Raw genomic sequence first — 21,662 nt, forward strand, 5'->3', positions numbered from 1 at the left:
CTGAAAATTATCTTCCTTTTTTACTTCTAATCGCTAAACAAAAAATTGGCGTATCAGATCTCAATTGAAATATTTCACCTCACCAAATAACACTCACATGACTTCCTAAGAAACATCGCCCAATGAATAAACTCAATTAATGATTCAAATACGCCATCAACAGCCAATCAAACAATGCCAATAGCACAAAATCCACGATGATTTATTTCAGTTTCATATGAATTGAAAAATTAAATTTACAGAGTAATGTCAATTAGTTATGTTAACAATCCGACCTGGCAATCACAACCCCAAGCGTCTACCCATTCCCAGGGATTCATTCTGTAAATTCAGTAAAAATTGACATTATTTGACATTTTCTATGGATTTCCCAATGAGCACTAATTAATTTCCTAGAGTATCCAAGCCCCCTGGTCTTTTCGTCGGGAGCCATCTATGCCAGCCGTCCAGACTTCATCTTGCCCGCCCTTGTTCACCCATCACAATGACGCCTCCCCATCGCTTAGCCATTCGATGTGGCCCGGGCACATGGTGGGCCAGCGAGAGCAACCCGTTCGCGTCTTTCTGGTTGACGACGACAGCCATATCCGCAGAGTGATTGCCCAGGATCTGATGGGCGACTCAAGAACCCTGCTGGTTGGACATGCCTGCAGCTTGCGTGAGGCGCGCAAGAGCATTCAGCAGCACGACTTCGACGTTCTGATGATTGATCTCAACCTGGGCGACGGCGAAGGTCTGGATTTGCTTGAACTTGTCCAGGGAACACACCCGCATGTGCAAAGCATTATCGTCTCAGTAACTGAAAGAGATGAAAAGGTCTTTCAGGCTTTCGAGAAAGGTGCTGTAGGCTATTTGCTGAAAAACTCCTGGTTTGGCGACTACGCACAAGCTGTATTGCAAGTTGCCAATGGCGGCGCATCCATTACTCCATCTCTTGCAAAGAAAATCCTGTCGCTGGTTAGCAGATCACAAACTTATGTCGTTCCGGCGTCAAGCCTCACCAAGGAAGAGAAACTTTCTGAGCGAGAAATAGAAATACTGAAACTCATTGCCTGCGGCTACAGCTCTCCTGAAATATCCACGCAGCTCCAAATAAGCACGATGACAGTATCAACGCATGTAAAGAACATGTACCGGAAACTGCAGGCCAAGACAAGAGCTCATGCTGTGAAAGCCGCCTCTTTGCGTGGACTGATATAAATTTGAAAGCATTTTCTATATCTATCGCCCGAGATGGCAAGCGTATGGAATCACTGAGAAACATCGGTTGGAGGGCAACAACCATTTTCCTTCAGACCATTACCATACTGAGCTGGTGTTTTCTCACACCACTGCGAGATCAGAATTGGTTTGTTGTCTTCAGTATTTTTCTGGCTTTGAGCGGATTGCTTATCTCGCTTCGCTACATTCCTCGAATCTATCGTCTCATCAAGGCCAGGCTGCGCGTCAGTGCCCAGCCTTCAAAAGAAGTCCAGGAAGAGCGCAAGCGCATCGCGTCAGACCTGCACGACACCCTGGGCAGCCAGTTGGTAGAGGCCTTGAACCTGATGAACTCACAGTCCTCGGTTGAAGATGGCCCTGCCAGAAAAGTCCTGGAGCAGTCGCTGCTGGACCTGCGCCTGATCGTCGACTCCATGGATGCGCAATCCGACAACCTGGCCATGCGCCTGGCGCGATTGCGCTACCGGCTGGAGCCCGCGCTTCAAAGAAAAGGCCTTGTACTGCACTGGCAGTTGACCGACCCTGAACTCGGGGTCGGCCAGCAGACGACGCTGCAGCTTCCCAGAGACCGCGTTGCGCATGAAATCCTGGCCGTCGTTCAGGCCGGCATAAGCAATGCCATCGAGCACGCCCATGCAACCGAGATGTGGCTGACACTGGAGCCCTATCAACAAGGCGATCTGCTGAGCTTCGGCTGGGACTGGTATCTGAGCATAGAAGACAACGGCATGGGCTTCGATCTCCGAGCCGTTCTCAACAACCCCAGCAAGTCAGGGCAAGGCGTCATCAACATGTTTCATCGCATGCGACACATCGGCGGCGATCTTCACATCCAACCCCGCCATGGCGGAGGCACACAGGTATTGATGCGATGGCGGTCTGAACCGACCAGCCTTTGCAAGTGAAGCCTGAAGTGAACGGGCAGCGCAGGAAGCCATCATCGAAAAGCTCTCCGCACACCCTGAGAAAAGAACTCATGAAGACCTTATGAACGCCTGCTGAAGGCATTTTGTCGTCGACAGAGCCGGGGCTGGTGCTGGAACAGCGCTCTGAGTTATGCCGACCCCACACCCATTTCATTCTCGGCCGGAGGCACCAGGGCAAGCAATCTCATCTCATTGATGAAACACGCCGCTGTTCAGACAAAACGCCATCAGCTCCTGATTGGACTTCGCCTCGAGCTTGCGCATCGCGGTCATCTTCTGCGAGCTGACCGTCTTGATGCTGCGGTTAAGACGTTCGGCAATCTCGGCAAGGCTGCCTCCCCGCACGTAGTAGCGCAGGACCTCGAACTCGCGCGGAGTCAGCGACTTGAAGCGCTCCTGCAGCATCTGATGCTGAAGCGAAACGTTGGTCTCCAGGAAGGATGGCGGGGTGTAGGTGTTTCCCAGCGACACCAGTCGTATGGCCTTGAAGACCTCGGAGGGGTCGTCCTGCTTGAAGACCACGCCCTTGACGCCGGCCTTGTAGAGCGCCTTCACAAGCATCGGGTTCGACAGCATCGTCAGCACGATGACCTTCAGGCCCTCGAACTGGCGCAGCAGATAGCCGATGAACTTGATGCCGTCGCCGTACTGCGGATCAGGCATGTGATAGTCGACGATGACAATGTCGGGAAGAGACTTCGTCAGCTCCGCCACAAGCTCCGTCGACGAACTGGCAGTGGCGGTCAGCGTGAGATGGACATCTTGCTTGATCAGGTCGCCAAGCCCCATCAGCACCAGCGGGTGATCATCTGCCAGGACTATTCGTAGTTTCGTCATGCTTCTCTCAATTCGGCCTCGATTTTGCCTGCCAAAATCCCGGCTTATCGAGATATCTCTCAAGACTGCATTAACTTTCAGGAGTGCGCTGCACGACCTCTTGAAGCTAATCAAGACTGATTAGAAAAGAGTTTCCCGAAACGCAATAGTTAAAAATCTACAACTGCCGGGTTGCGGGCGGCGGCCAGAAAATTCTTGACAAATATTGCACCCGGCATCCCCCGCGAACTCCGAATTCCAGGCTCGCGCAAGGCGACTTTGAGAATTTTCTGAGACTTTCCAGCCCCCCACTTTCATATCCTTGCCAGGCACCTCAACAAAAGGTGCGCAAGCAAGTCGCAATGCATTTGCATTCGATTTGAGGGAGTTTCCGCACCTGCACTCCAACGCCCGGAAACACTTTCTCAATCTTCAATCAAAGAGTCAATTATGAAAAAACTCATTACGAGCCTGGCCGTCCTGTCTGCACTCGGTGCTGCGACCATTGCTCAAGCCGCCCTGACCGACGGAGCCAAAGGCCTTATCAAGTTCACCGGCGTGATCAATGCAGATGCGTGCCTGCTGACCAGCCCCAGCGGTACGATTGCCGGCAAGACCCTGACCGTGAACATGAACGAGGTCCCCGCCTCCTCACTGGGTACCGAAGCCTCGCCTACCGTGTCCGGCACCAACCTGCCCGTTCAGGCGAAGGAACTGGATCTGGATGTGCAGTGCGCCACCGGCACCAAGGTGTCGATGAAGATCACCCCGTATGCTGTCTCTGGCAAGGGTATCGCCGTGGAAGGCGGTGCAGAGAACGTCCAGATCATGCTGACGCGCGACGGCACTGCGCTGGACTTCACCGCCGGCTTCGCGGATGTGGCTGCCGGCCCAGCGGTCGACGGCAAGTTCCGTATCCCCCTGAAGGCCTACTACACCCGTGCTGCAGGCAAGGCCGTAACCGATGTCAAGGTGGGTCCCGCCAACGCAACGGTCAACTACATCCTGAGGTACGAGTAAATATCGGAATGCCGCGGCAAGCCTGTGAGCCGGCCGCGCCGCGGCTCAAGAAAAGAGATTGCAATGACATCTTTCGCCCAATTCCAACGCATCTTCGTCGGCAGCTTTGCGGCAGTGAGCATGCTCTACGGAACTTGCGCACAAGCATCAATATCACTGAGCGCCACCCGGGTCATTGTGCAAGAGGGCAAGCAAGAGGCCTCCATCACGGTACGCAATAGCGGCACCCCGGCTCTTGTCCAGGCATGGCTGGATTCGAATACGCCCGATGCTGCCGACAACCTTCCTTTTGCCGTCACGCCGCCGCTTGCCAAGCTTGCTGCGCCCGGTCAGCAGCTCATGCGCGTGCTCTATGCCGGAGGCAACACCGGCCTTCCTCGCGACCGTGAATCGGTCATGTGGTTGAACGTGCAGGAAATCCCGCAGGCAACGACCGGAAAGAACCAGCTCCAGATCGCGCTTCGGCAGCGGATCAAGGTTTTTTTCCGCCCGACCGGGATCGTTGGCGCCGTCGCTGATGCGCCAGGCTCTTTGCGCTGGACCCTTGTCCAGGACGCAGGAGGAAAGCAGGCGCTCAAGATCACCAACCCCAGCATGTACCACGTGTCGTTCGCCTACCTGGGTATTGCTGGCGGCAAGGAACTGCCTTCGCCCGCCATGATCGCGCCGGGCGAAACGAGCTTGCATCGCGTCGACGGCGTTGTGCCCAACGCCAGGATCACCGTCAAGATCATCAATGACTTCGGTGGCATTGACGCCTTTGACGTTCAACCGTCTGAAGAGTCCGCAAAACCTTCTTCAGCAGTCAAGACAGACCAGTAGCGGCGGGGCGCGCGCCCTCTTCTGCGCCCTGTCTTCCACATCCCCGGGTTCGGACAAGCATTCCGCTGCACATCAGCGGATGGGGCTCTCTTGCGCCCTGTTTTTGAGGCCGCCCGCCAATTTGCTCGCCCACTATGCCGAACAACCACAAACTCCGTCGCGACGACCTCTCTCCTCATCCTGTTCTTCGCCGCTGGCTGGCTGGCGTGCTGTGCGCCTCTCAGGCAGTTGGCGCAACAGCGTGGGCAGAACAGGAAGCCGTGCACCAGGCACCAGGCGGGACTGCGGCGCCCCTCAAGAAGCCGCAAGCGATACAGGTTGCAGCGCTGGACGCCCCGATCGTCGTCGGCTACAACACGGCCTTCCTCTACGGAATGACGTCCACCACCGACATCAGGACACTGCTGGCTGGCTCGGGCGTTCCACCAGGCTTTCAACGCGTCGACTTCTACATCAACCAGATGCTTGCCGGCCGCCTGGATGTCGAGTTCTCGCGCAACCCCAAAAGCGACGAAATCGAACCGTGCATTACCGTGGCCATGCTGGAACAAGGCGGTGTTGATCTGGGCAAGCTCCCCAGCCCGCTGGAGCCAGGCGCCAGCTGTCTGCGCCTGCAGGAAGTCATACCGGACGGAAGCGCTGCATACGATATGACAAGCCTGCGCCTGAACGTGAGCGTGCCGCAGATCTACATGACCTCGCTGCGTCGTGGCTATATCGACCCCTCCCTGTGGGAGACCGGCGCCGACGTCGCCTTTCTCAACTACAGCCTCAATGCACGCCGCAGCGAGCTGCAGCACGGCGACTCCCGGAACGATCTCAGCGCCAGCGTCCGCTCCGGGGTCAACCTGGGTGATTGGCGCTTGCGCAATGATTCGTACCTGACTTCCGGAAGCCGCCAACCGACGGAATTCAGGAGCCAGAACACCTATCTGCAGCGCGGTTTCAGCACCATCAAAAGCCAGATGGTCGTGGGAGAGACATACACCTATTCGCCGTTGTTCGACAGCGTGCGCTTTCTCGGCATGCAACTGGCCTCCGATGAGGCCATGCGACCTGACGAGGAGCGAGACTACGCACCGGTGATCCGCGGCACGGCGGAAAGCAACGCGACCGTGGAGGTCCGCCAGAAAGGCTATCTGATCTACACAACGACCGTTGCCCCCGGCCCGTTTGCAATCACTGACTTGCAGCCCTCGGGCACCAATGGCGACCTGGAGATCGCCGTCATCGAGGCCAACGGAGCCCGACGCATATTTCGGCAGGCATTCGCCAGCCCTCCGTTGATGGTACGCAAAGGCCGGATCAAGTACGACATTGCTGCCGGCCAGGTGCGCCTGGATCGCCGCCAGCAGGAGCGGCCTGGTTTTGTCAGCGGATCGATGATCTACGGCCTGACGGCCAACACTACCCTGGCTGCCGGTCTGCAGGCCTCGCCCGGTTATTTTTCATACTCGCTGGGCGCGGGCCTGAACACGCCACTTGGCGCGGTCTCCCTGGATGCCATCCACTCGCGCAGCAACGCCGGCGGCTTGTCGGCAAGCGGGGACCGTCTCAACCTTCGCTATGCAAGATTTGTCGAAACGACCGGGTCCCATGTCTCCTTCAATGTGCAGCATGGCTTGCGCGAAGGGTTTCGCACGCTCTCCGATCACGTCGAGCGAAACGGCGCGCTGGCCGGATCGAGGCCCGGCCCGCACTGGAGCCTGGGGCAAGGCAGTCGCCAACGCCTGGACGGCTACCTCTCTCAACCTGTCGGCAGCGGCTATATCTACTTGAACGGGTCCTATGGCAAGAACTGGAATGGAACCGCTTCCCGCAGCGTGTCGCTGGCGTACAGCAACTCGATCGGCAAGCTGAACTACAACATCTCGTTCACGCAATCACGAAACCTGAACTGGTCATGGGTCAACGATCACGCCCCTCGCCATGACAACACCTTCATGCTCACGCTCAGCATGCCCCTGGGCGGCCCGGGAAACTCCACGCACGCGTTCTCTACACTGAGTCGACAACGTGCCGGTACAAGTGCACAGGCTGGCATCTCCGGCACACTGCCCTTCGAGCGCAATGTCAGCTACACCGTGGCCGGCAACAGGGATGCTGACGGCCAGCGTGACGCCTCGATCGGCGTGGGCACCGCGACCTCATTCGGCCGCCTCAATGCCAGCTACACCCATGGCGACCGATACCGCGCGAGCAACTTCTTGGCATCGGGGTCCGTCGTGGTCCATGCGGGCGGCGTCAACCTCGGGCAGGGCTTGGGCGAAACCTTCATGCTCGCCAAGATCGAGCCCCCGGTGTTGATTTCCACCCAGAAGTGACCCACTAGCCCCCGGTTTTTCCATCTCAATCTGACCCACGCATTAACCCTAGCCTGCTGCTTTCTTGTGCAGCAGGAGACCAGGAGTGATTGACGTGGCCACTTTGAGTGTCATCCGGCGCTGGGCTCTGCGTGAGCACCTGTCCATCCGAGAGATCGCCCGCAGAACTGGGCTTTCTCGCAATACCATCCGCAAGTATTTGCGCTCCGACGTTGTGCAACCTCAACTTGCACAGCGCACCATTGCCACCAAGCTCGACCCCTACGCCAGCAAGCTGTCAGGCTGGCTGCGTACAGAAGTCAACCGCTCTCGCAAGCAGCGGCGCACGATCAAGCAGATGTTTGTGGACTTGCAGGGGTTGGGCTATACCGGCTCCTACAACCGAGTCGCTGCCTTTGCCAGAGTGTGGAAGGCTCAGTGTCATGTGGCTGAGCAAACATCAGGGCGAGGCGTTTTTGTGCCCCTGGTCTTCGGCGCTGGAGAAGCCTTCCAGTTTGATTGGAGCGAGGATTGGGCTGTCATCGCGGGTGTACGCACCAAGCTGCAAGTGGCTCACTTCAAGCTCAGCCACAGCCGAGCCTTCTATCTGCGGGCCTATCCCCTGCAAACCCATGAGATGCTGTTCGATGCCCACAACCGTGCCTTTGCGGTGTTTGGAGGCGTCCCTAGGCGGGGGATCTACGACAACATGCGCACAGCCGTCGATCGTGTCGGCCGTGGCAAGCTCAGAGAGGTCAACGCCCGCTTCAGTGCTATGGCCAGCCATTTCCTGTTCGAGGCACAGTTTTGCAATCCGGCCTCGGGATGGGAGAAGGGACAGGTCGAGAAGAATGTTCGGGACGCTCGCCATCGTATCTGGCAATCTGTACCAGCGTTTCCGACACTCAGTGCCCTCAACGATTGGCTAGAGCAACGGTGTCAGCAGTTATGGCAAGAGATTGCGCATGGCCAATTGCCTGGCTCACTTGCTGATGTGTGGGAGCAAGAACGCTCAACTTTGATGCCCATGCCTCGGCCGTTTGACGGCTTTGTCGAGCATGCCAAACGAGTCTCTCCCACCTGCCTAGTTCACTTCGAGCGCAATCGCTACAGCGTGCCGGCCTCTTATGCCAACAGGCCCGTGAGCTTGCAGGTTTATGCCGACCGCCTGGTTGTCGTGGCCGAAGGTCAGTTCGTCTGCGAACACCCGCGCATCATTGAGCGCAATCACCAAGGCTCTGGGCGTACGGTTTATGACTGGCGCCATTACCTGGCCGTATTGCAGCGCAAGCCTGGCGCATTGCGCAACGGTGCGCCGTTTGTCGAGTTGCCAGACGCATTCAAACGACTGCAAGCTTTGCTCCTGAAGCAACCTGGCGGCGATCGCGAGATGGTGGAAGTTCTTGCCTTGGTGTTGCAGCACGATGAGCAAGCCGTCCTGGCCGCTGTCGAGTTGGCACTGGAGGATGGCGCACCCCGCAAGACCCACATCATCAATATCTTGCACCGCCTCATTGATGGAACACCGGAGCCTGACCCCATCCATTCACCCCAAGCCTTGGCCTTGATCGTTGAGCCACAAGCCAACGTCGTGCGCTATGACCAACTCCGACAGGTGCGCCATGCGTCATGACCCCGCCATTGCTGCGATCATCATCATGCTGCGCCAACTCAAGATGTTTGGCATGGCCCATGCCGTGACAGAACTTGCAGAGCAAGGCTCACCAGCATTTGAAGCAGCACACCCCATACTGTCGCAACTGCTCAAGGCCGAGAGTGCTGAGCGAGAAGTGCGCTCCATTGCCTATCAACTCAAGGTCGCCAGGTTCCCGGTCTACAGAGATCTGGCAGGCTTTGACTTCGCACACAGTGAAGTCAATGAAGCCTTGGTACGCAGCCTTCATCGCTGTGAGTTCATCGAGAAGGCTAACAACGTGGTGCTTGTCGGTGGACCTGGCACGGGCAAGACGCACATTGCTACAGCACTGGGTATTCAGGCCATTGAGCACCACCGTCAAAGGGTGCGCTTCTTCTCTACTGTTGAGTTAGTTAATGCCCTGGAGCAAGAGAAAGTGCAAGGCAAAGCCGGACAGCTCGCCCACAGGCTGGTGCATACGGATCTGGTGATACTCGATGAGCTGGGCTATCTGCCCTTCAGCTCATCTGGTGGTGCGCTACTGTTTCATCTACTCTCGACGCTTTACGAACGCACCAGCGTAGTCATCACCACCAACCTGAGCTTCAGCGAATGGGCCAGCGTGTTTGGTGATGCCAAGATGACCACGGCCCTGCTGGACCGCCTGACCCACCACTGCCATATTCTGGAAACAGGCAACGATAGCTACCGCTTCAAGCACAGCAGTGCAGTCCAACAACCGCCCATGAAGAAGGAGAGAAACAAAACCTAATCCACATCTTGAGCCTTACGGCTCAAGTCAAGGAGTGGGTCAGTTTGAGATGGAAATGGCGGGTCAGTTTTGCGTGGAAATTAACACCGACCCGCGCGGCCGTGCCCTGACCTTGCTGCCTGCAGACCGCGAACACGGCGAGCTGTACGTACGCTGGGATAAGGCCACATGTCGTGTTGCTTATACGCTGCCGCCAAAGGTCGAAGGCGAGAACTACCAGCGCCACGCGCTTACCTGCTCGACACCCATTCCGCCCTCCCCCGCGCACAAGGACCCCGGCTCCATTGCAGCAAGCGATGTACGGGTGCTCCAAGGCGGGGGCTCCAAGGCTGGCGCCTCATAACAGACGCCTCATGAGCCCAAAGGGCGGGAAGTGGTTCCCGCCCTTTTTTTGTCACTGCCATTAGCCAGATAGAGCGCTGAGCCCTCCACGTACAAACGACTGAAGCTGGCGCCAACCAGAACGCTATCCTCGGCCAGCAAGCCCCATATGTCGGAGAACGGAATGGATTGAATCGGACGCTCCAAAGCGCTCCAACAGCTTCGCGCCATAAACGCCGGCCTAATAGAGGCCTGAGAGAGGCTCCAAACCACCTCTGCTACCGCGCATGCGCAGAGGATCGCAGCGCATCGTGGCACTGCGTATCCAGCAGGCCAAGATGGCGGGAAGTCCTTCGTATTCAAATCCGTCTGAGGTTGAGTTACCCCTGACCCCAGACTCAGCTATGCCACGGCCGCCCTAGTTTGGGTCGTCTCAGAAAACGGAAGAAATCGTCCGCTAAGCGTGCGATGAGGCTGGCATCCCGCGATAGAGCGTTGGAAGGGACACGCCGAGGTTCTTGGTTACGTCCTTTGGCGGCACGCCGCTGGCCAGCAGCTTTGTGATTTTCAGAAGACGATCACACCAAATATAACGAGTCGGCTGCACTGCTGGATTGCAAGGCAGCGTAAAGGGCAGTCTTGCTGACCTTGAGCCGTGCAGCGCCCCCCGGCTTTGGCGCGTTCGCGGGTCGGGTCGCGATCGAACGGGCCCAGCGCACCGAATACGTGAAAGATGAGCCGTCCACCCGATGTGGCTGTGTCGATGCTTTCGGTCAGCGACCGGAAGCCGACGCCACGCGATTCCAGCCCGCTGATGACCTCAATCAGATAAGGCAGAGAGCGTCCCTGCCCATCCAGTCGCCACACGATCAAGGCATCGCCATCGCGCACATACGCCAAGCGGCAATCTGCCTTTACCCCCGGGAAACAATGTCCTCAAACACCCGTTCGCAACCAGCCTTGCGCAGCACATCGGTCTGCAGGGCCGTGCCTTGTTCAGCCTTCGATACGCCGCGCATACCCGATCAGTGCCATTGCTCGCCATTTGTTCGTTATTCCGTCCGGCTATCTTGATGTCCGGCAATCTGTTAGGCAAGTATGTTTGCGAACAAGACCCGGCATGGCCACCTAATGATCGTTTGACGGACAACGAACGCGCTTTCTCAGTTTGTCAGCACCTGCGGTCGCATAGCGTTTTCATGAGTGGGCATCCTTCTGACGGGGACTAATTAATCTAGACGGCCCTGGCCAGCAGAATGCCACTGCTCGTAAGGTAGTAAAGACTGGACGGAGGTTGAAGGCTGAGAACTTCGCGTTCAACCAGGCCGTTGACCGCAAGCGCTTGTAGTCCTTGCGAGATCGCCCGTGGTGTAGCGATCACTAACGCTTTAGCAAGTGCGTTGAATCGAACATGGCCTGGCCCAATGATGCTGACTAGAGGCAGACCCCAGCGTGTGAGAGCACCTGGCGAAAGCCCGAGTTGATTCTGCGCGGCCAGGAGACCTACAGCACGTCCTGCGAGACGCGCGCCTTCGGCTGTCAGCACGTACTCGGGACGCAGAGGGTGGCCATGCCCGGGGTTGCGCATCAACCACCCGGCGGCGATTGCACCGTCTAGCGCTCGGACCAGGCTATCGCGTGGCAATCCCAGCCTATGTCGCAGTTCGACGAAACGGGCACCACGCCGAGAGGCAAGATCGGCAAGTAACGGTACTGCCCAACGGCTTCGACCCAGGGTTATGAGATCGTCTAGCGATAGTGTTGACTGCATTGTATATTAACTATACATTGTGGACCATCTAGTCTACTGGAGAAATCAATGACCCTTGCCTACGTTCCCGAACTTACAGCATCAATCGGCGTAACCGACATGAATGCGTCACTTGCCTGGTACCGCAATGTTCTCGGCTTCAGCCTGTTGAATCGGGTCGACGAGATTGGCTGGTCCGAACTATCAACTGGCGTTCCTGGCGTTACCCTCGGCCTATCCCAGAATGAGACAGTAGCCGCCGGTGGCGGTGCCACCAATGTTTGGGGGGTCAAGGACATTGATGAGGCCAAGGCACATCTTGATGCACATGGGGTCAAGCAGGACGGAGATATCCAACACGTTCCAGGGATGGTCAAGCTCATCACGTTCTACGACCCGGATGGCAACGCGATGATGTTCGCTCAAACGCTCACTGCCGAAGACTGAAGCACTTGAATCGAGTTGCTTTCGTGCGGCTTAACGTAGAGTTCAGCGGAGCGTCGGTTGACCGACATGTTGAAACCGCACGCCTCGCCGCTCGACCCTATCCGCCGCAGAGCGGCGTTGTTGCATGACAGGGACTTCCCATCAACGCAAGCGCGGATGGGTAACTTGTGACTGACCTGCCTGCCAAAGACGATCCAGGTGCTTGAAACGAGGAACAGACTGCACATCTACAGACGGGGTTAGGCACGAGGTGTGCGCCCCCAGAAACAAACCGCGCAGCAGGGCTCCATTCAAATCTCGTGATGTCTTGCGACTCACAATGCAACAACCGAGCTTGCCTGCTGCTGGTCTGACCTGTTCATTGCATCTTTGATTTCACGCCTGGCATGTTGAAGTGCCTGTCTCAGGCAACGGCAGAGACAGGTGGCCTGGGGCGTTCGGCGATATGGGCTGCTTCGTAGGTACGCTTCTGTGTCATGAGCGCCCAAAGGGTGTGTGCATTTTTGCTGGCTAAAGCCACGGCAGTTTTTTGCCAGCCACTGCGCTGCCTCAAGGCCATCGCCCATTGGGAGTCAGCACAGCGGCCTTGGCTCCTTGCACCAGCAAAGTGCGCAGGTAGCCATCATGCAGTGAGTGGTCCCAAGCCCTTGATGGCGGCAGCTCGCTGCACCTGCACATCCTCTTTACAGTGAGCGGCAATACGCTGCTCACACCAGTGAAGATGTTCATCGAGCTCTGGCCAATGCATGAGTGCAACTCGCAGTGCGTGTCAGCAGCGCGGTGGATTTTGGATTTGAGCAGTGCACGGAATATAAGGAGATGTTCGAGAAAAGCGCACAACTCCGATGCGAGCGGCATGGAACAACTCAACGCTTCCAGGTCGCCAATGATTTCCCACCGTCGACCAGTTCCGTCAGCAAGCGAGCCGGCTTCCAATAGTCATAGTGATCGTCGCGCACCACCGCAAAGTGCGCCAGACGCTCGGCAATCACCGGCAAGCCCACAGTGTCGGCCCACCACATGGGCCCCCCCCTGAAATCCGGGAAGCCATATCCCGAAACCCACACAACATCTATATCTCCAGGACGATAGGAGATGCCTTCTTCCAGGATCTTCAGACCTTCGTTGATGAGCGGGTATAACAGGCGCTCGACGATCTCGTCCTTGCCGATATTGCTTCGCCGGGCTATTCCGTGCTGGGTCGCCAACTCGGCGGCAATGGTCGCTAGCTCTGGGTCGGACACTGGAGTACGGCCTTCGTAGCGGTAGTAGCCTGCGCCGGTCTTCTGACCATGACGCCCCATTGCAAACAACTTCTGAACCAATACACGATAGCTGGGATCCGGTGGCAGGCCGCCGGCCTTGCCGTACTCGATGACAGTCTTGGCGCCCACATCCACGCCCGCCATGTCCAGCATACGGCACGGCCCCATGGCCATGCCCAGAGACTCGACCGCTGCATCCACCTGCGCCGGTTCGGCTCCCTCCATGATCAGAAGCTCGGCCTCGCGCATGTAGACCTCAGCCATGCGGTTGCCAATGAAGCCGTAGCACACGCCCGAGACGACCGGAACCTTGCCAATGGCAGTGGCCAGCTTCATTACCGTAGCCAACACGTCGGATACGGTAGCGGTGCCCCGCACCACTTCCAGCAAGCGCATCACGTTGGCCGGGCTGAAGAAGTGCATACCCACCACATCGGCCGGTCGGCCAGTGGCACGGGCCAGCACGTCCACGTCCAGAGTGGAGGTGTTAGTAGCGATGATGGCGCCGGGCTTGGCTGCCGCACCCAGCTTGGCGCAGACCTCCTTCTTGAGCGCCATGTTCTCGAACACGGCCTCGATGACCAGATCACAGTCAGCCAATGCGGCATAGTCCAGCGCCCCTTGCAACAGCCCCATGCGCTGGGTGAGTTGCTCCTGCGTGAGTCGGCCCTTGGCGGCGCTGGCCTCATAGTTCTTGCGCACCAAGCTTAGGCCGCGCTGCAACGCTTCGTCCGAAACCTCCACCATGACCGTCGGGATTCCCGCATTGGCGAAATTCATGGCGATGCCACCACCCATCGTCCCCGCACCTACGATGCCCACCTTTCGGATCGGACGCAGAACCGTGCCGCGCGAGATACCGGGGATCTTCGCTGCCTCGCGCTCGGCAAAGAACAGATGACGCAGCGACCGGGACGATTCAGACGGCAACAGCGCCTCGAACTCGGCAGCCTCGACGGTCTCACCCTCGGCGAATGACAGCTCCTGGGCCGCACGCACGCAGCGCACGGCGGCTGCTAACTGGGGCCAGCCCGGCTTCCTCGCGGCCGCTGCTTCGGCCTTGGCCAAGACCTCGGCAGAGGCAGGTGTCACCGACAACTCACTCGTGCGCCGCACCGGCTCGCCTGCCACCAGCAGCGCCTGCGCCGCCGCTAGGCCATTGGCGCGCGGTTCGCCTTCAGCCAGCGCATCGAGCAATCCCGCCTCGCGGGCCTTCGCGGCGCCGATCATGCGTCCACTAGTGACCATGTCCAGGGCGAGTTCGCCTCCGACCAACCGTGGCAGACGCTGCGTTCCCAAGGATCCGGGGATGATGCCGATCTTGACTTCCGGCAAACCGCAGCGCGTGGTGGGATGTGCGACACGATGATGGCAGGCCATCGCCAACTCCAGCCCGCCGCCCAGCACAGTCCCGTGCAGCGAGGCGACAACCGGACGGCTCTGCCCCTCCAGGCGCGCCAGCACAGTATTGAAGGGCTCCGCCGAGAATCCCGCAGGGTCTTCAAACGAGGAAATATCCGCACCGGCCACCCAGGTGCGGCCCTCGCAGAAAAGAACCAGCGCGTCGAGGTCGCTGGCAGCGTCGAACTGGTCGAGCGCATCGGCCATCCCGGCGATAAACGTCCCGGAAATCGCATTCACCGGCGGGTTGTCAATCAAGATCAGGCCAATGCGGCCTTCGCGGCTCAAGGTAATGGGTGATGTCATAAAAAAACTTGGAAAGTTGAAATCAAAAGCAAGGTCACTGAACGACTTCGAACAATCCAGCTGCACCCATGCCGCCGCCCACGCACATGGTGACCACGACATACTTGACGCCGCGCCGCTGCCCCTCGATCAAGGCGTGGCCCACCAGGCGCGCGCCGGTCATGCCGTAAGGGTGGCCCACCGAGATGCCTCCGCCGTTGACGTTGTAGCGCTCGGGGTCGATGCTCAGCTTGTCGCGGCAATACAGTGCCTGGCAGGCGAAAGCCTCGTTCAACTCCCACAGGCCGATGTCGTCCACCGTCAAGCCATGCTGCTTGAGCAGCTTGGGCACGGCCAGCACCGGGCCAATGCCCATCTCTTCGGGTGCCAGACCGGCCACTGCCATGCCCCGGTAGATGCCCAGGGGCTTGAGGCCCCGCTGCGCCGCCAGCGTGTCGCTCATCAGCACGCAGGCGGACGCGCCGTCGGAGAGCTGGCTGGCATTTCCCGCCGTCACGCTACCGCCCTCGATCACGGGCTTGAGCGCTGATAAGCTTTCCAGCGTGGTCTCGGGGCGATTGCCCTCGTCTTTGGCGAGTCTTACCTCGCGATAGCTGACGGCCTGGGTTTCCTTGTCCACCACGGCCATCTGCGAAACCAACGGCACGATCTCGGCGTCGAAGCGGCCCGCCTGCTGCGCAGCAGCGGTGCGCTGCTGCGATTGCAGCGCATACAAGTCCTGTGCCTCGCGACTGACACCATATTTGTTGGCCACGGACTCGGCGGTGAGCAGCATGGGCATATAGGCGTTCGGCACCTTGGCCTTGACTGCAGGGTCGGCCTCGGACGAAGCCCAGTCGAAGTATTGCTTTTGCACGGCGGAGATGTTTTCCTGGCCGCCCGCGACGACGATATTCATGCCATCCACGATGATTTGCTTGGCAGCCGTAGCAATGGCCATCAGCCCGGAAGCACATTGGCGATCCAGCGTCTGGCCGCTAACCCCAACGCCCAGTCCTGCAGCGAACACGCCGTTGCGTGCCAGGTTCATGCCCGCGGTGCCGCCGGCCAACACCGTGCCGATCACCACGTCTTCGATCTCATCGGCAGCGATACCGCTGCGAGCGACGGCGTGTTCGATGGCGTGGCCCAGCAGCGTAGGCGACTTGGTGGCGTTAAAAGCGCCCTTGTAAGCGCGGCCAATGGGCGTGCGCGCGGTGGAAACGATAACGGCTTGTGTCATTGGTTTTACAGTCAGAGTAAGAAAGAAAGGAGTGCGACGAGCAGCTCAGACGAACCAAGCGTCGTGCATATCGAACGCGCAACGGTCAACGCGTGCCAGCAGGGTCCACTGTGCTTCGGTCTGGGGCAGTTCCCACTGGAAGAAGTAACGCATCGCCTGCAGCTTGCCGTGGTAATGGTTGGCTGCCTCCGTACCCGCACCAGTCAGCGCCTGCGTGGCCACCAGACCTTGGCGCAACCAGATCCAGGCCAGCGTCACGCGGCCGAATGCGTCCAGGTACACGGTGGCATTGGCCAGAGCCAGGTCGGGTTCGCTACGCTGCAATGCCGTCAGCGCAATGCTGACCTCCTGCAAGTGATCGAGTGCCGTACCAAGGGCCGCCGCCTCCTGGCGCAAACCAGCATCTGCGGCTCGCTGTACGTCGCGCCGCACCGTATCCATGAACTGGCGCAACCCAGCCCCTTGCTCCATCACGACCTTGCGGCTCAGCAGGTCGATGCCGTGAATGGCCTCGGCCCCTTCGTGGATCATGTTCAGGCGCTGGTCGCGATAGAGCTGCTCCAAGGGGTAGTCGCGTGTGTAGCCTGCGCCGCCCAGTACCTGGATGGCCATATCGTTGGCCGCAGCGCCATAACGTGCCGACCAGGACTTGACCACGGGCGTGAGCACGTCCAGCAACTGCCGTGCATCTTCACGCGCTGCCACATCTGGGTGCGTATGTTGGTCTTCAAACAGGCTGCATGCGTACAAGCACAGGGCCAAACTGCCTTCGGCATAGGCTTTCTGCGCCAGCAGCAACCGCCTCACATCCGCGTGCTCCACCAACTTCACCTGCGGCGACAGCGGATCCTTGCACGAGGGAAGGCGGCCCTGAGGGCGCTCCCGCGCATAGTTAAGCGACTCGCTAAAGCCGCGCCAGGCAATGCTGGCGGACATCACTCCGACGCCGATACGCGCCTCGTTCATCATCTGAAACATGTGCGCCAGACCCTGGTGCTCGCGTCCGACCAGCCAGCCCACGGCCCCGCCCTGCTCGCCAAAGGACAGCACCGTGGAGGTTGTGTTGCGCCAGCCCATCTTGTGCAACAGCCCGGCGAGGGCCACGTCGTTGCGCTCGCCAAGAGCATCGCCCTCGCCGGGCAACCACTTGGGCACCAGAAATAATGAGATGCCCTTGACGCCTGCTGGCGCCCCCTGAATACGGGCCAGCACCATATGCACGATGTTCTCGGTCATGTCCTGGTCGCCGCCGGAAATGAACATCTTTTGACCGGACAACCGATAGCTGCCATCAGGTTGCGCAACTGCGCTCGTCCGAATGTCCCCCAACGCCGAGCCTTGGGACGGCTCCGTCAGCGCCATCGTTCCAGCGAAACGCCCGTCGCCCATAGGAGCGAGATACCGGGCCTTCAACGCATCGCTGCCAAAGCTGCGCAACAGGTTGGATGCCCCGATAGTGAGCATCGCGTAAGAGGCTGTCCCGGCATTGGCAGCATAGAAAGCGCTCATCGCTGCGCGAAGCACCACCTCGGGCAATTGCAGACCACCTTCGTCCTCGTTCCAGTGAGCACTCAGAAAGCCGGTCTCGGCCACTGCCTTCCACGCAACATGCGTTGGCGCGATAAGCTTAGCCTGCCCTTCCACGAACTTGGGCTCGTTCTCGTCTGCCTCATGCAAGTGAGGAGCCATCAAGTCTTCGGCTAGTTGCCGGGCCGTCTCCAACGTGGCGTCGAACACTTCTCGTGAATGACTCACGTAGCGCTCGCGTTGCAACAGAGAATCGGTGTCCAAGAATTCGTATAGCAGAAACGCGAGTTCACGCTCGCTGATTGTGTTTGCCATGTCAGCGTTCCCTTGAGAAAACAGAAAAATACCGAACGCCTACTCTGTTCTTTGAGCAGCACTGCTGATGAATTCGCAAGGACTCGTCGAAGCTACGTTCAGCTCGACCAATCCGGTTGACTTTGACGAGGCCACACATCCGGCCCACACAGGCAGTCGTGCGCATCGACAAGTCAACACCCCAGAAATTGCGGCTCTCGCCTCTCGAAAAACGCCGCAATGCCTCGACGCATATCCTCAGTGCGGGTGCAAACGCCAAAAGCGTCGGCCTCCGCTACCAGTTGCGCGGACAAGGTTCGCTCAAAACTGGAACGCATCAGCCGGCGCATATGCCCCATAGCCAGCGTCGGCCCCTTGCCAAGCCGCTGGGCCAATTGGAGAACGGCTTCCTCCATCTCACCCTTCGGTAGCACCCGGTTGATGAGTCCCAGGCGCAGCGCATCTTGCAAAGAAAGGTCATCGCACAGCAGAGCAATTTCCAAAGCCGCGCGAAGCCCCACCAAACGCGGCAGCGCCCACGACGCCCCGGCATCGGAACAAGTACCCAGCTTCATGTAAGCGAGATTCAAGCCTGTGCCCTCGGCAACCAGCACGAAATCCGCCAGCATCATCAAGCTCATCCCGGCGCCAGTCCCCGCCCCATGCACCTGGGCGATAACAGGCGCGTTTAGATGAGCCAACGACTCGGCAGCCGCGTTCAACGGCACCAGCATCGCAGCGGCTCCCCCCTCGGGATCCGCTCGCAGGCTATGCAAGTCGCCACCTGCCATGAACGCCCGGCCCGCCCCGCGCAACACCACGGCGCGTACCGATTCATCCTGCGCGATCAATAGCGGAGGGGACGAAGTCATGAGAAGCTCACAGGTATCAGGAAGAAGAAGCCATCAAGGCGAGACAGCACAACTCAGTTCTCGATCTTGATGTTGCGGCTCTTGATGATCCGAGACCAGAATGCCGTGTCCTCCTTGATCATCTCGCCCATCAGTTGGGGAGAGCCGCTGATGATGTGCATATCCGGCACAGCGGCAGAAATTCGCGTCTTGAATTCCGGCGACGCCAGCACTTCACGAATGGTCGTGGAAAGCTTGTCCACAATCGGCTTTGGTGTTCCGGCAGGTGCCACCATCCCATTCCAATAGGTAATGACAAAGTCATAGCCCAGCTCCTTAAACGTTGGCACATCGGGCAGTTCCGGGATGCGCTTGTCCGAAGAGATGGCCAAAACCTTGACCTTGCCAGCTTTGTAGTGGTCGAGCACGCTGGCGACGATGCCGGACATAGCGGGCAATTGCCCCGCCACGAGATCCAAGACTGCAGGCGCCTCTCCGCGATAAACGATAGGCTGGACCGCGAACCCCGCTCGCTCACCTACGGTTTCCGCCATGAGGTGTGTTGTTCCACCCGTGCTTGATACGCCAATGGCAGCTGGTTGCCCACTGCGCTTAACACCTTCAATCCACTCTTTTAGCGAAATTGCTTTGGAGTTGCCTGGCACCGCGATGACATGGTGCCCCTTGGAAACCGGTGCAAGGAACTGAAAATCTCCCGGCTTGTAAGGCAAGTTTTTATATAGCAGCGGGTTGAGCGACATAGCTGCCGACAATGCCCAGCCCAACGTGTAGCCATCCGATGGTGCGGAAGCCACCGCCGCATTGCCAATGACAAAATTCCCACCGGGCTTGTTTTCCACGACAACGGCGACCTTCAGCCGCTTTTGCAGCTCATCTGCCATCGCCCTCGCCTGTACATCGGTGGCTCCACCTGCGGCAATCGGCACGATGATCTTGATGGGCTTGGACGGGTAAGTCTCCTGGGCGTAGGCACCAAAGGCCAGAATTGACAGGCCCAATGCTGCGACTTGCTTGATTACCGAGAATTTCATGTTGTCTCCTATTGCTAAAAATGCATGAAACTAGCGTGGGAACAGGATGCGACGCTACGCAATCAGACGCTCACGCAGCGTCCGCTTGATGAGCTTGCCGTTGGCATTCCGCGGCAGCGGCTCATCGCTCCATGTATAGCTCTCGGGCACCTTGTAGTCCGAGAGCGTCTCTGCGCAATGACGGCGCAGTGCCTCGTCATCCCGAGACACGCCGGGGGCGTGTACAAAGGCATGAACCCGTTCTCCGAGAACGGGACACGGCTTTCCGACCACGGCGGCCTCCACCATCCCCGGATACGACATGAGCCGGCTCTCCACCTCTGCCGAATAAATCTTGAAGCCCCCTCGGCTGAGCATGTCCTTCATGCGATCATTGACATGCACGAAACCGTCGGTGTCGATGAAGCCGATATCTCCAGAGTGCCAGTAGCCATCCGTGAACGAGGCCGCAGTCCCCTCGGGGTTGTCCCAGTAACCGGGAACCACCATCGGGCCTCCAATCCACAACTCACCCGTCTCGCCCTGCGGTAAGTCCTGGCCGTTATCATCCACAACCCGTACATGCGCGCAGGGCAACGGAACCCCAACGCTGTCCGCGTGTGCTACATCTGATGCAATGGGAGAAACAGAGGTGGGTGATGTCGTCTCGGTTGCCCCATAGGCATTGACCAAGCCGAGTCGGGGAAGGCGATGTGCCAATTCTTCGATCGTGCCAACAGCCATCGGCGCGCCGCCATAGCCCCCGAGACGCCACTGATCGAGCTTGCTTCGATCCAACTCGGGCGACAACAGAAGGAGGCTATACATGGCAGGAACCATGATGGTGTAGGTGATGGCCTCCCGCGCCATGAATGTCAGGAAGTCCGCTGCTTTGAAAGGCGGCGCGATGACACAGGCGCCGCCGACGTGGATGGCCGTCAGCACCATAGCGACCAGCCCCGTGACGTGCGTGGCAGGAACCGCCAGGGCGATGCGATCCACACTGGACAGTTGCATGACCAATTCGAAGTGGCGCACCGAGTGGGCGATGTTCACATGCGTGAGCATCGCCCCCTTGGGATGGCCGGTGGTGCCAGACGTGTAGAGAATGATCGCCACGTCTTCCGCCGCCACGATGGCCGGCGCACAATCGTCCTGCCCCTGCGCCGTCAGCTCGCCCAGCGACACGGCCCCCGCAAAATCGCCATGGACGACGCGCAGCGTCAGCCCAGGAAGATCCTGCTCCAACGGCAGGCGGTCGGCGAATTCCGCATCGAAGACGACGCCCTTAGCCCCGCTCTGCCCGAGCATGTAGGTCACACCTGCGCGCTGCTCACGCGTGCTGATCGGAACCGCGATGGCCCCCAGCTGCTGTAAAGCGAACAGCGTCAGCACGAATACGGGGTTGTTGCCGACCAGCAAGGCTACCCGGTCGCCCTTGACGATTCCATGCGCAGCCAGCCCCGAGGCGATGGAACGAACCTGATCATCAGCCTGCACATAGCTCAGGCGCTCGTCGCCATACACCAAGGCCTCGCGGTGAGGAAAGCGCTTGACGGCGTTCTGCCACATGGCTTGCAGGCTACCGGGACGCTCAACGAAACACCGTACACGGCGACTACCGAAAAGTACTTCATCCCGCACGGCAGGGACATGCTTGTCCATCCAGTGATCCATCATTGTCTCCATACTTTCAACCTTGTTTCGACCCGCCCTTCTATGGAGGCAGCC

The 21,662-nt window shown here is 58.8% G+C and carries 17 protein-coding genes and 1 pseudogene; 9 read left to right on the plus strand and 9 right to left on the minus strand.

All coding sequences use genetic code 11. The features are described 5' to 3' along the window. Positions 1-528: 528 nt before the first annotated feature. Both NOX35_RS14195 and NOX35_RS14200 read left to right on the plus strand, forming a co-directional pair. The gene (locus tag NOX35_RS14195) at positions 529-1,200 is read left to right on the plus strand and encodes a response regulator (RefSeq protein ID WP_371878548.1); all 672 of its coding nucleotides are present in this window, start codon (positions 529-531) and stop codon (positions 1,198-1,200) included. A 44-nt stretch (positions 1,201-1,244) separates the two neighbouring features. Then, a complete protein-coding gene (locus NOX35_RS14200) occupies positions 1,245-2,126 on the plus strand; it encodes a sensor histidine kinase (RefSeq protein ID WP_256493679.1) in 882 nt (293 codons plus the stop codon). A gap of 210 nt (positions 2,127-2,336) precedes the next feature. On the opposite strand, the gene NOX35_RS14205 is transcribed toward NOX35_RS14200, so the two are convergent. Then, on the minus strand, positions 2,337-2,984 hold the full coding sequence (locus NOX35_RS14205; RefSeq protein ID WP_256493680.1) for a response regulator transcription factor: 648 nt from the start codon (positions 2,982-2,984) through the stop codon (positions 2,337-2,339). A 429-nt stretch (positions 2,985-3,413) separates the two neighbouring features. On the opposite strand from NOX35_RS14205, the gene NOX35_RS14210 reads away from it, so the two are divergent. The 6 genes from NOX35_RS14210 (at position 3,414) to NOX35_RS14235 (ending at position 9,859) form a co-directional block, all read left to right on the plus strand. Then, positions 3,414-3,983, plus strand: a complete 570-nt coding sequence (locus NOX35_RS14210; RefSeq protein WP_256493682.1) for a fimbrial protein — start codon at positions 3,414-3,416, stop codon at positions 3,981-3,983. 63 nt (positions 3,984-4,046) lie between these two features. After that, positions 4,047-4,805 carry a molecular chaperone gene (locus NOX35_RS14215; RefSeq protein ID WP_256493684.1) on the plus strand — a complete coding sequence of 253 codons (759 nt, stop codon included), beginning with the start codon at positions 4,047-4,049 and terminating at the stop codon, positions 4,803-4,805. 260 nt (positions 4,806-5,065) lie between these two features. Further along, positions 5,066-7,129 carry a fimbria/pilus outer membrane usher protein gene (locus tag NOX35_RS14220; RefSeq protein WP_256493685.1) on the plus strand — a complete coding sequence of 688 codons (2,064 nt, stop codon included), beginning with the start codon at positions 5,066-5,068 and terminating at the stop codon, positions 7,127-7,129. 85 nt (positions 7,130-7,214) lie between these two features. After that, a complete protein-coding gene (gene istA, locus NOX35_RS14225) occupies positions 7,215-8,741 on the plus strand; it encodes an IS21 family transposase (RefSeq protein ID WP_256493546.1) in 1,527 nt (508 codons plus the stop codon). After that, complete coding sequence (gene istB / locus NOX35_RS14230; protein ID WP_256493544.1) at positions 8,731-9,516, plus strand: IS21-like element helper ATPase IstB; 786 nt, start codon at positions 8,731-8,733, stop codon at positions 9,514-9,516. The genes istA and istB overlap by 11 nt, the downstream gene beginning before the upstream one ends. 55 nt (positions 9,517-9,571) lie before the next feature. Further along, positions 9,572-9,859: a hypothetical protein gene (locus NOX35_RS14235; RefSeq protein ID WP_256493686.1), complete on the plus strand. Its 288-nt coding sequence runs from the start codon at positions 9,572-9,574 to the stop codon at positions 9,857-9,859. 556 nt (positions 9,860-10,415) lie between these two features. Here the strand turns inward: NOX35_RS14235 and NOX35_RS14245 are convergent. Both NOX35_RS14245 and NOX35_RS28815 read right to left on the minus strand, forming a co-directional pair. Next, a pseudogene (locus NOX35_RS14245) lies at positions 10,416-10,872 on the minus strand (recombinase family protein). A 199-nt stretch (positions 10,873-11,071) separates the two neighbouring features. Further along, positions 11,072-11,608: a winged helix-turn-helix transcriptional regulator gene (locus tag NOX35_RS28815; RefSeq protein WP_371878485.1), complete on the minus strand. Its 537-nt coding sequence runs from the start codon at positions 11,606-11,608 to the stop codon at positions 11,072-11,074. A 48-nt stretch (positions 11,609-11,656) separates the two neighbouring features. Here NOX35_RS28815 and NOX35_RS14250 point away from each other — a divergent pair, with 48 nt between their 5' ends. Next, complete coding sequence (locus tag NOX35_RS14250; protein ID WP_256493687.1) at positions 11,657-12,034, plus strand: VOC family protein; 378 nt, start codon at positions 11,657-11,659, stop codon at positions 12,032-12,034. Between the two features lie 866 nt (positions 12,035-12,900). On the opposite strand, the gene NOX35_RS14255 is transcribed toward NOX35_RS14250, so the two are convergent. The 6 genes from NOX35_RS14255 to NOX35_RS14280 form a co-directional block, all read right to left on the minus strand. Further along, positions 12,901-15,006, minus strand: coding sequence for a 3-hydroxyacyl-CoA dehydrogenase NAD-binding domain-containing protein (locus NOX35_RS14255; RefSeq protein WP_256493688.1), 2,106 nt, complete (start codon positions 15,004-15,006; stop codon positions 12,901-12,903). Positions 15,007-15,040: 34 nt separating this feature from the next. Continuing rightward, positions 15,041-16,228: an acetyl-CoA C-acyltransferase gene (locus tag NOX35_RS14260; protein ID WP_256493690.1), complete on the minus strand. Its 1,188-nt coding sequence runs from the start codon at positions 16,226-16,228 to the stop codon at positions 15,041-15,043. Between the two features lie 45 nt (positions 16,229-16,273). Then, a complete protein-coding gene (locus tag NOX35_RS14265) occupies positions 16,274-18,070 on the minus strand; it encodes an acyl-CoA dehydrogenase (RefSeq protein WP_256493692.1) in 1,797 nt (598 codons plus the stop codon). A 173-nt stretch (positions 18,071-18,243) separates the two neighbouring features. Then, a complete protein-coding gene (locus NOX35_RS14270) occupies positions 18,244-18,921 on the minus strand; it encodes an enoyl-CoA hydratase/isomerase family protein (protein WP_256493694.1) in 678 nt (225 codons plus the stop codon). A 53-nt stretch (positions 18,922-18,974) separates the two neighbouring features. Beyond that, complete coding sequence (locus NOX35_RS14275) at positions 18,975-19,952, minus strand: tripartite tricarboxylate transporter substrate binding protein (protein WP_256493697.1); 978 nt, start codon at positions 19,950-19,952, stop codon at positions 18,975-18,977. Positions 19,953-20,006: 54 nt separating this feature from the next. Beyond that, a complete protein-coding gene (locus tag NOX35_RS14280) occupies positions 20,007-21,608 on the minus strand; it encodes a class I adenylate-forming enzyme family protein (RefSeq protein WP_256493698.1) in 1,602 nt (533 codons plus the stop codon). Positions 21,609-21,662 lie beyond the last annotated feature (54 nt).

The sequence above is a fragment of the Comamonas sp. C11 genome, assembly GCF_024496285.1.
Classification (GTDB): Bacteria; Pseudomonadota; Gammaproteobacteria; order Burkholderiales; family Burkholderiaceae_C; genus Comamonas; species Comamonas testosteroni_F.